Genomic DNA, 6,916 nt, shown 5'->3' with positions numbered 1-6,916 from the left:
CCATTGGTATATACTGGGCACCTGCTTAAGAGAAGTCCTGCAGCAAATCATTACCTCGTAGTATTAGCATTAATCCTTCGTTTTAAGATTTACAGTAGTTGCTCCAAGCGTTACCGACCAAATTGGTCATTATGTTTTAAAATTAGGATTATATATATGTCAGATACTATCAAAGGTACAGTAAAGTGGTTTAACGAAGCTAAAGGTTTTGGTTTCATTGCTCCAGAATCAGGTGCAGACGTTTTTGCTCATTACAGCGAAATCGCAAGCTCAGGTTTCAAAACCTTAGCTGAAGGTCAAGAAGTTGAGTTCACAGTAACTCAAGGTGCTAAAGGCCCACAAGCCCACGGTATCACAGCAGTATAATTTATTACTCATACTGTGTAACCACAGATTGAGAATAGATATACAATAAAAAACGAGCCTCGCGGCTCGTTTTTTTTGGTTTAAAATTTGAGTTATTATTGCTTACCTTAATCACACACCCAACTGCCTATCTAGCTAGGATAAATGCACAATCGAAGAGCAGACACTGTTATCATATAGACCATCACTAATATCTCTATTAGCATTAAGGCGTCATAACGAAGCGTGAGTATGTCTATTAATCTAAAAACAGTCTTAAAACCAAAAGTTATCTTATTCAGAGGGTTTCTATTTTTATTAACCTTGGCGATATTTGTACTTGCGCTGAAGACACTGTATTCATTAACGCAAAGTATTCAGCTCTCTGAAGTATTAAGTGCGATCGAACACATTCCTAATATTGATATTTTTTGGGCAGTTTTGGTTGTGGCGTTTGGTTATTTGATTCTGACGTTGTATGATGCCATGGCTTTTCGGCAGATGAACATCAAGCTACCTTTTAGAAAAATAGCTTTCACTTCTTTTACCGCTTATGCCATTGGTCACACCATTGGGTTAGCAATCTTATCTGCCTCCGGTGTGCGCTACCGCATGTATAGCGTGAACAATATACGCCCTGAGAGCATCGCCAATGTGGTGTGGCTGGTATCTATGGCCTTTACCTTTGGTATTACTACCTTAGTTGCCTTATCAATAGCATTCAACCCTGACGCCACTGTTATTATGATGAGTCAGCTTGATATGCAGCTGGCAGAGGTTTCGGTAGATATCCCTAACTTTATGCGCGATGTGGCTCTAATACGAGGGCTGGGACTTGCTCTACTAGCTTTAGTTGTAGCTATTGTAGCTTGGTCGGGATCCAAAGGGCGCCATATTCATATTAAAAGTTGGCGTTTTGACTTGCCGGCGGCCAGTGTCTTAATTAAGCAAATTATCATCTCAATAATTGATCTAGCAAGTGTCGCCTTTGTGTTGTATTTACTATTACCACATGATGCTAGCATTGGTTATTTCACCGTGTTCTCAGCCTTTGTGCAATCGATGATATTAGCGATATTGAGCCATGTCCCAGGTGGTTTAGGCGTATTTGAACTGACTATGATGGCCTCATTGCCGCAAGTGGATAAAGCCTATTTGTTGGCAGTATTGCTTGTCTTTAGGCTGCTTTATTATATTTTGCCATTTATATTGGCAGTTCTCTTCTTTATTCTGCATGAAATATGGTTACGTTGGTTCCGCAGCGTTCAAGATCAACCAGTCAAATAGATTTATCAGTAGATATCTTGCGTGCACCTGAGTTTACTATGGTAGTCAAGGTTACTTAAGGTATACCACCCTTAACTCAAGCATTTCTGTTATGTCGGCCACTAGCCAGTTTGATTGACTCTGTTTTATTCATCAAAGAATATCTGTTTGGCCAGTCGAAAAGTATTGCAGTGTGCTTCTACTACGTGTTCGATGTCTTCTGAATAACCGCCGCCCATAACAATCGCAATGGGGATGTTGTGGGCTTTTGCTTGTCTGAGTACAAACTCATCACGCTGTTTGCAGCCCTCTAAGCTTAATGCCAATTTACCCAGCTTATCGGTTTCTAATACGTCAACTGCTGACTGATAAAAGATGACATCAGGTTGATGCTGCTCAATAAGTTTGGGCAGAGTATCGGTTAGAATCTGTAGATACTCTTTATCACCGGTATTATTGGGCAACTCAATATCTAGATCAGAGGGTGGTTTACGAAACGGGTAATTTTTCGCACCATGCATGCTAAACACAAAGACTCTAGGCTCGTCCACCATAATACTGGCATTGCCATTGCCTTGATGTACATCTAAGTCGACAATTAAGATACGTTGCGCTTCACCACGTTCTAACAGTAAGTTACTGGCGATACATACATCATTGAACACACAAAAACCTTCACCATGGTCTGCGAAGGAGTGATGTGTGCCGCCTGCCACATTTAACGATACGCCATATTGCTGAGCATGTTGGGCACATTCGTAAGTGGCATGGGCAATATAACGACCACGCTCTACCAGTTTAGGAGTCATCTCAAAGCCAATAGGACGTGCTTCTTTGCGAGACAGTGACTGGGTTTTTAATTTATGCCAATACTCTCGTGTGTGAGTGGAGAGAATCTCTGACTCAGATAACTGCTGTGGCGCAAAAAAATTGGCTTCCGTGACTGTACCTTCCTCCAACAAGCGCTGAGGAATCAGCCAATATTTTTGCATAGGAAAGCGGTGCTTTTCAGGCACCTCGTAGATATAGATAGGGGAGTAGGCGATTTTTAGCATAGCATCATTAAAAGTCTGGTTTCAGTCAGTCAAAATGGATAAGCACAGCGATAGCTATGATTAAGGCTACTGCGGCGTAGTAGTTGCTAAAAAGAAGGTGTTATTTGCTTTGGCTTTATGCAGCTCATCGAGAATGCTTTGTAGCTCAAAGGCTTCAGGGTCACTATTAAGTAAATCAGTAAACAAGGGTGCAAAGGACGAGGTCATCGCCATGATGCCCTTAAGTAGATAACTGATAACCGTCGGAGGAACGATACCGCCGCTGGCATTGATAATCGGCTCCATATCCAAGGAATTCTTGAAGCGAATCTCACCATCCCGAATGTCAATTTCGACACAGCCAAGCATCATGTCATAATTGAGCTGAGTTGCTAGGGTTATCCCAGCTTGTAGGTGCGACGCAGGCAGTTGAAACGGTAATATACCGTACATAGCGACAAGTTGAGTGTGCTCATGGACCCGAATAACGCAGCCCCATTCCAAGTCTTCGGGCTGAGATGAAGCAATATCATCTAGGCTGTCATCCATATAGGCCTGCTCGTTAATACTGTTTTCGCTATAGTAACGCATCGCCATCGAGATATGATGCACTTTGCTTTTATGTGGTGGCTGCTCTGGATTAGAACGAGAGTCATCAGTATTTGGCGCATCAGTATCTGTATTATTCTGAGTGTTTTGAGCATCACTATCGGCTGTTTTAGATTCATTATTAGCGCTATCCCGATTGGCAGTGCTTTGCTCAGGGTCATGATAATAATAACTTAAGTCACTGGCCTCTAAGAAGTCTAGAATAGCATCAGTAATTGGCTTGTCCGAGTTACGATAGGTGCTGCTGCGCTGTTTCATGGTGTCCGCATCATCAAGGTTTGATAGGGTAATGAATTTTGACTGTTTACGCTCTGCGCTGTGATAATCAGACTCTTTCTCAAGCGAGTGCTGAGGTGCAGTTTCTGTAGATGCTCTACGCCCAAACGCTCCATTCTCATCGCTATTATTACGGTTGTCGCTAGACTCTACATTAGCGCCAGATGGCGCTTGCTGATGAGTAGTGACGTCAATATTGGCCTTGCTAGAGTAAGGGTGTGAGCCGTGTTTATCTACGGGTTGCCTTAATGATTTTGAATGAGATTCAGAGGCGTTATGAGAGTCAGTAGTCGATTGTCCAGACATGTCTTTTGAAGACTGTGAATAGTCCTCGTTTTGGGAGACGTTCGCGCTGCCTGTCTTATTTTCTGTTAAAAGTAGGTTTTTGATACGTTGCCAAAAAGACAGTTTATTTTGTGAGCTCATAGTAAGGACAATAGGTTAGTTATGGGTCGGGGTTTGATATACTATGCTATAGTCATTATTAGACATAGTGTTCAAAATAAGTGTTAATACGATAAGCCCCTATTGTTATAGGATGCTGTTTTTGTATTTTATTCGTGTATCACTTCATATATGACGGCTAATCTTGCTGATTGCAATGCCTTAACGCCTTAGCTGTTATAAATAATGAGCCAATATGTATCTATAATCAATGTCAGTCACTCCGATATTGCTAATCCATCCATTATGCCAACAGATCGAGCCTGTAAGTTTGGCTGTGGTAACGTAATTTTCCACGGGTAATCCAGTTAATGCCTTCTTTTGAGACACTGCGAACCATGACACCGAGCAATCCGTCATCCATTTTAGGGTTACAGAATTTGACCGTACAGCGAGGCGACTTCCCGCTGTGCGTCGGCGTGAACTTGTCTTTGCAGCACGGCGAGATATGCCATTTAATAGGTGCAAATGGGACCGGTAAAACTACTTTGCTAATGCAATTGGCCGGCTTATTGCCGCTACTTGATGGCAAAGTGATGTATTTGAGTGAGCCGCAACTTCCCATTGCACCGCTATATGTGTCGCATCAATTAGGTATCCATCCTAATTTAACCGTAAAACAAAACCTGTCTTTTTTATTAAATCTGTATGGTATTCGTCCAACTGATCAAGAGATTGATGCTGCACTCGAATGGGTCGATTTAGCAGGTTTTGAGAATATGGGTAGCAATCAGCTGTCCGCAGGGCAAACACGGCGCATTACGTTGGCTCGTTTATATCTTATGACACCAGAGCAGACGCCTTTATGGCTACTTGATGAGCCCTTTACTGCATTAGATGTGAGTATGGTAGCGCGTCTTCAAGAGCGGCTACAGTCGTTTGTGGCCTCTGGGGGAGCGGTATTGATAACCAGTCACCAACGTGTTGATGTGGTCAATAAAACCTTTAATCTATCAGATTATTTGCCTAAATATCAGCCTGATGATTTTGAAGATGACGATGACGACAACATCTATTACGAGTCTGCTATTAATGCGAATGATGATGATAATTCTGCGGATAGTAAGGGGGCGCACTGATGTCTGAATCTGTATCCCATGTTCAAAATTCCGATCATACAGGCATTGGTACTCGTCAGCTGTGGCGCCGCGAATGGCAGGTTAAACAACAAGGCGCAGTACAATGGCTATATCCGCTAGTGTTGTTTTTGGTAATCATCACCCTGTTTCCATTAGCGGTGGGCAGTGAACCACAATTATTACAGCGTTTGGGTGTTCCTGCGGTGTGGATTGCTGCTTTATTATCTTTAGTCATGGGCGTTGACGGACTATTTAAACCCGCTATGGATAACGGGACACTAGCCCAATTAATCGTCTCAAGAACTCCAATACCTATTTGGGTACTGATACGCTTGACGATTCACTGGGTATTCAGCAGTGGCTTAGTCGCTTTGCTAAGCTTGCTTGCTGTGCCCTTGTTTGGGCTGTCATGGGGTGAGGCAACAGCGTTATTGGTCTCAATTCTGGTCGGTAGCCCGATGTTGCTGATGTTATCGGCGATTGCCAGTAGTTTGACACTATCGCTTAAAAATGGTGCAGTATTAGTACCACTCATCGCATTACCAATGCAGTTACCAGTGCTTATTTTTGCCACCGGTGCTGTCGACCTATATGCTACAGGTCTTAATGGACTACCGATTCTTGCGCTACTTGCCGCAGGTAGTATTATTTCAGTGATTGTCATGCCTTGGGTTATCGCCATGACCTTAAAGATGGCGTGGCTTAATTAGCTTAAATCAGACCAATCTTTGCTATAATGGGAAGATTCTTATTAGGTTATCTATACGTCACTTAAAATTTGCTAGCATCAAGATATTTTTTAAAAGCCAGCGTCATAGAAAGTACGGTCTCATACCAATGGGATGATGAATGATTAGTTGGCTGTTGAAATAAATAAACGCATCGTGATATAGAATTATAAAGGGGATGATTTCCTTTATAGTATCTGTCTTTAGTCGAACTCACCGTGGCTTACAAGGTCGTCTTATTATGCCAAATGCTAAATCATCACCTCAGAACTCAGGATTTTTCTCACGTCTTTGGCAGGTTTTTTTGGCCACTGTTGGCACGCGAGAGTTTTTCCGTATCTTTGCGCCATGGGTAAAGTGGTTGGCAGGTTTGGCGGCTATTTTATTGGTTGTCGGTGGTATTTGGGGCTTGGCGTTTGCGCCGCCTGATTATCTACAAGGCAACAGTTACCGTATTATTTTTATTCATGTGCCGGCTGCGGGTATTGCGCTATCGATTTATTTTGCGATGGCGGTACTTGGCGTTATCTTTTTGGTATGGCGAATTAAAACGGCCAATTTAGTGGCACAAGCGATTGCACCTATCGGCTTCACATTGTGTGTATTAAGTCTGCTGACCGGCTCAATTTGGGCTAAGCCAACTTGGGGCACCTTTTGGGTGTGGGATGCGCGTTTGACCTCAATGCTTATTTTGGCCTTTTTATACGCCGGTGTGATGGCATTGTTTGCCGCTTTTGAACACACCCCGAACCGAGGTAAAGCCGCTGCTATTTTGTCTGTGGTCGGCGCCGTTAACTTGCCGATTATCAAATACTCAGTAAATTGGTGGAATACGCTGCATCAGGGCGCCACCATTACCGTTACTGATGCTCCTAAAATGTCTCTTGATATGTTAATGCCATTATTAATGATGATGCTAGGCACTTATTTATTGGTAGCCGCATTGGCTATCTATCGTACCAATACATTGATTTTACGCCGTGATCAAAATAAGGCTTGGGTCAAAGAGTATGTACGTTTGTCCAAATAGTCTCTGTTTCTTTGTTGAGGGTTAGTAATAGATATAGCCTCATCATATAGGTTAGGAAAAGCAAAGCACAAAAGACTGCGTTTGGATTATCAGCAATTAAAAGGA

At 42.6% G+C, this 6,916-nt stretch carries 7 protein-coding genes; 5 read left to right on the top strand and 2 right to left on the bottom strand.

Annotated elements, in window-relative coordinates; all coding sequences use genetic code 11:
• Positions 1-156: 156 nt before the first annotated feature.
• Together AC2SLM_RS10220 and AC2SLM_RS10215 are read left to right on the top strand one after the other, a co-directional pair.
• Positions 157-366: a cold-shock protein gene (locus tag AC2SLM_RS10220; RefSeq protein ID WP_486551878.1), complete on the top strand. Its 210-nt coding sequence runs from the start codon at positions 157-159 to the stop codon at positions 364-366.
• Positions 367-597: 231 nt separating this feature from the next.
• Positions 598-1,632, top strand: coding sequence for a UPF0104 family protein (locus AC2SLM_RS10215; protein ID WP_486553659.1), 1,035 nt, complete (start codon positions 598-600; stop codon positions 1,630-1,632).
• Between the two features lie 125 nt (positions 1,633-1,757).
• Here AC2SLM_RS10215 and AC2SLM_RS10210 read toward each other — a convergent pair whose 3' ends face one another.
• Entirely contained in the window at positions 1,758-2,666 is a 909-nt protein-coding gene (locus AC2SLM_RS10210; RefSeq protein ID WP_486553657.1) for a histone deacetylase family protein, read from the bottom strand.
• A 66-nt stretch (positions 2,667-2,732) separates the two neighbouring features.
• A complete protein-coding gene (locus AC2SLM_RS10205) occupies positions 2,733-3,956 on the bottom strand; it encodes a type III secretion system chaperone family protein (RefSeq protein ID WP_486553656.1) in 1,224 nt (407 codons plus the stop codon).
• 329 nt (positions 3,957-4,285) lie between these two features.
• On the opposite strand from AC2SLM_RS10205, the gene ccmA reads away from it, so the two are divergent.
• The 3 genes from ccmA to ccmC all read left to right on the top strand — a co-directional run bounded on the left by ccmA (position 4,286) and on the right by ccmC (position 6,811).
• A complete protein-coding gene (gene ccmA, locus AC2SLM_RS10200) occupies positions 4,286-5,053 on the top strand; it encodes a heme ABC exporter ATP-binding protein CcmA (RefSeq protein ID WP_486553654.1) in 768 nt (255 codons plus the stop codon).
• The gene (locus tag AC2SLM_RS10195) at positions 5,053-5,763 is read left to right on the top strand and encodes a heme exporter protein CcmB (RefSeq protein ID WP_486553652.1); all 711 of its coding nucleotides are present in this window, start codon (positions 5,053-5,055) and stop codon (positions 5,761-5,763) included. Before ccmA ends, AC2SLM_RS10195 begins: the two co-directional genes overlap by 1 nt.
• Before the next feature lie 259 nt (positions 5,764-6,022).
• Positions 6,023-6,811 (top strand): heme ABC transporter permease CcmC, encoded by a 789-nt coding sequence (ccmC, locus tag AC2SLM_RS10190; protein ID WP_486553650.1) that lies wholly within the window; start codon positions 6,023-6,025, stop codon positions 6,809-6,811.
• The last annotated feature ends 105 nt before the right edge of the window (positions 6,812-6,916 follow it).

Source organism: Psychrobacter sp. CX16, from assembly GCF_057396245.1.
Note: the sequence above shows the minus strand (reverse complement) of the source record. Positions and strands in the feature narration are given on the sequence as shown.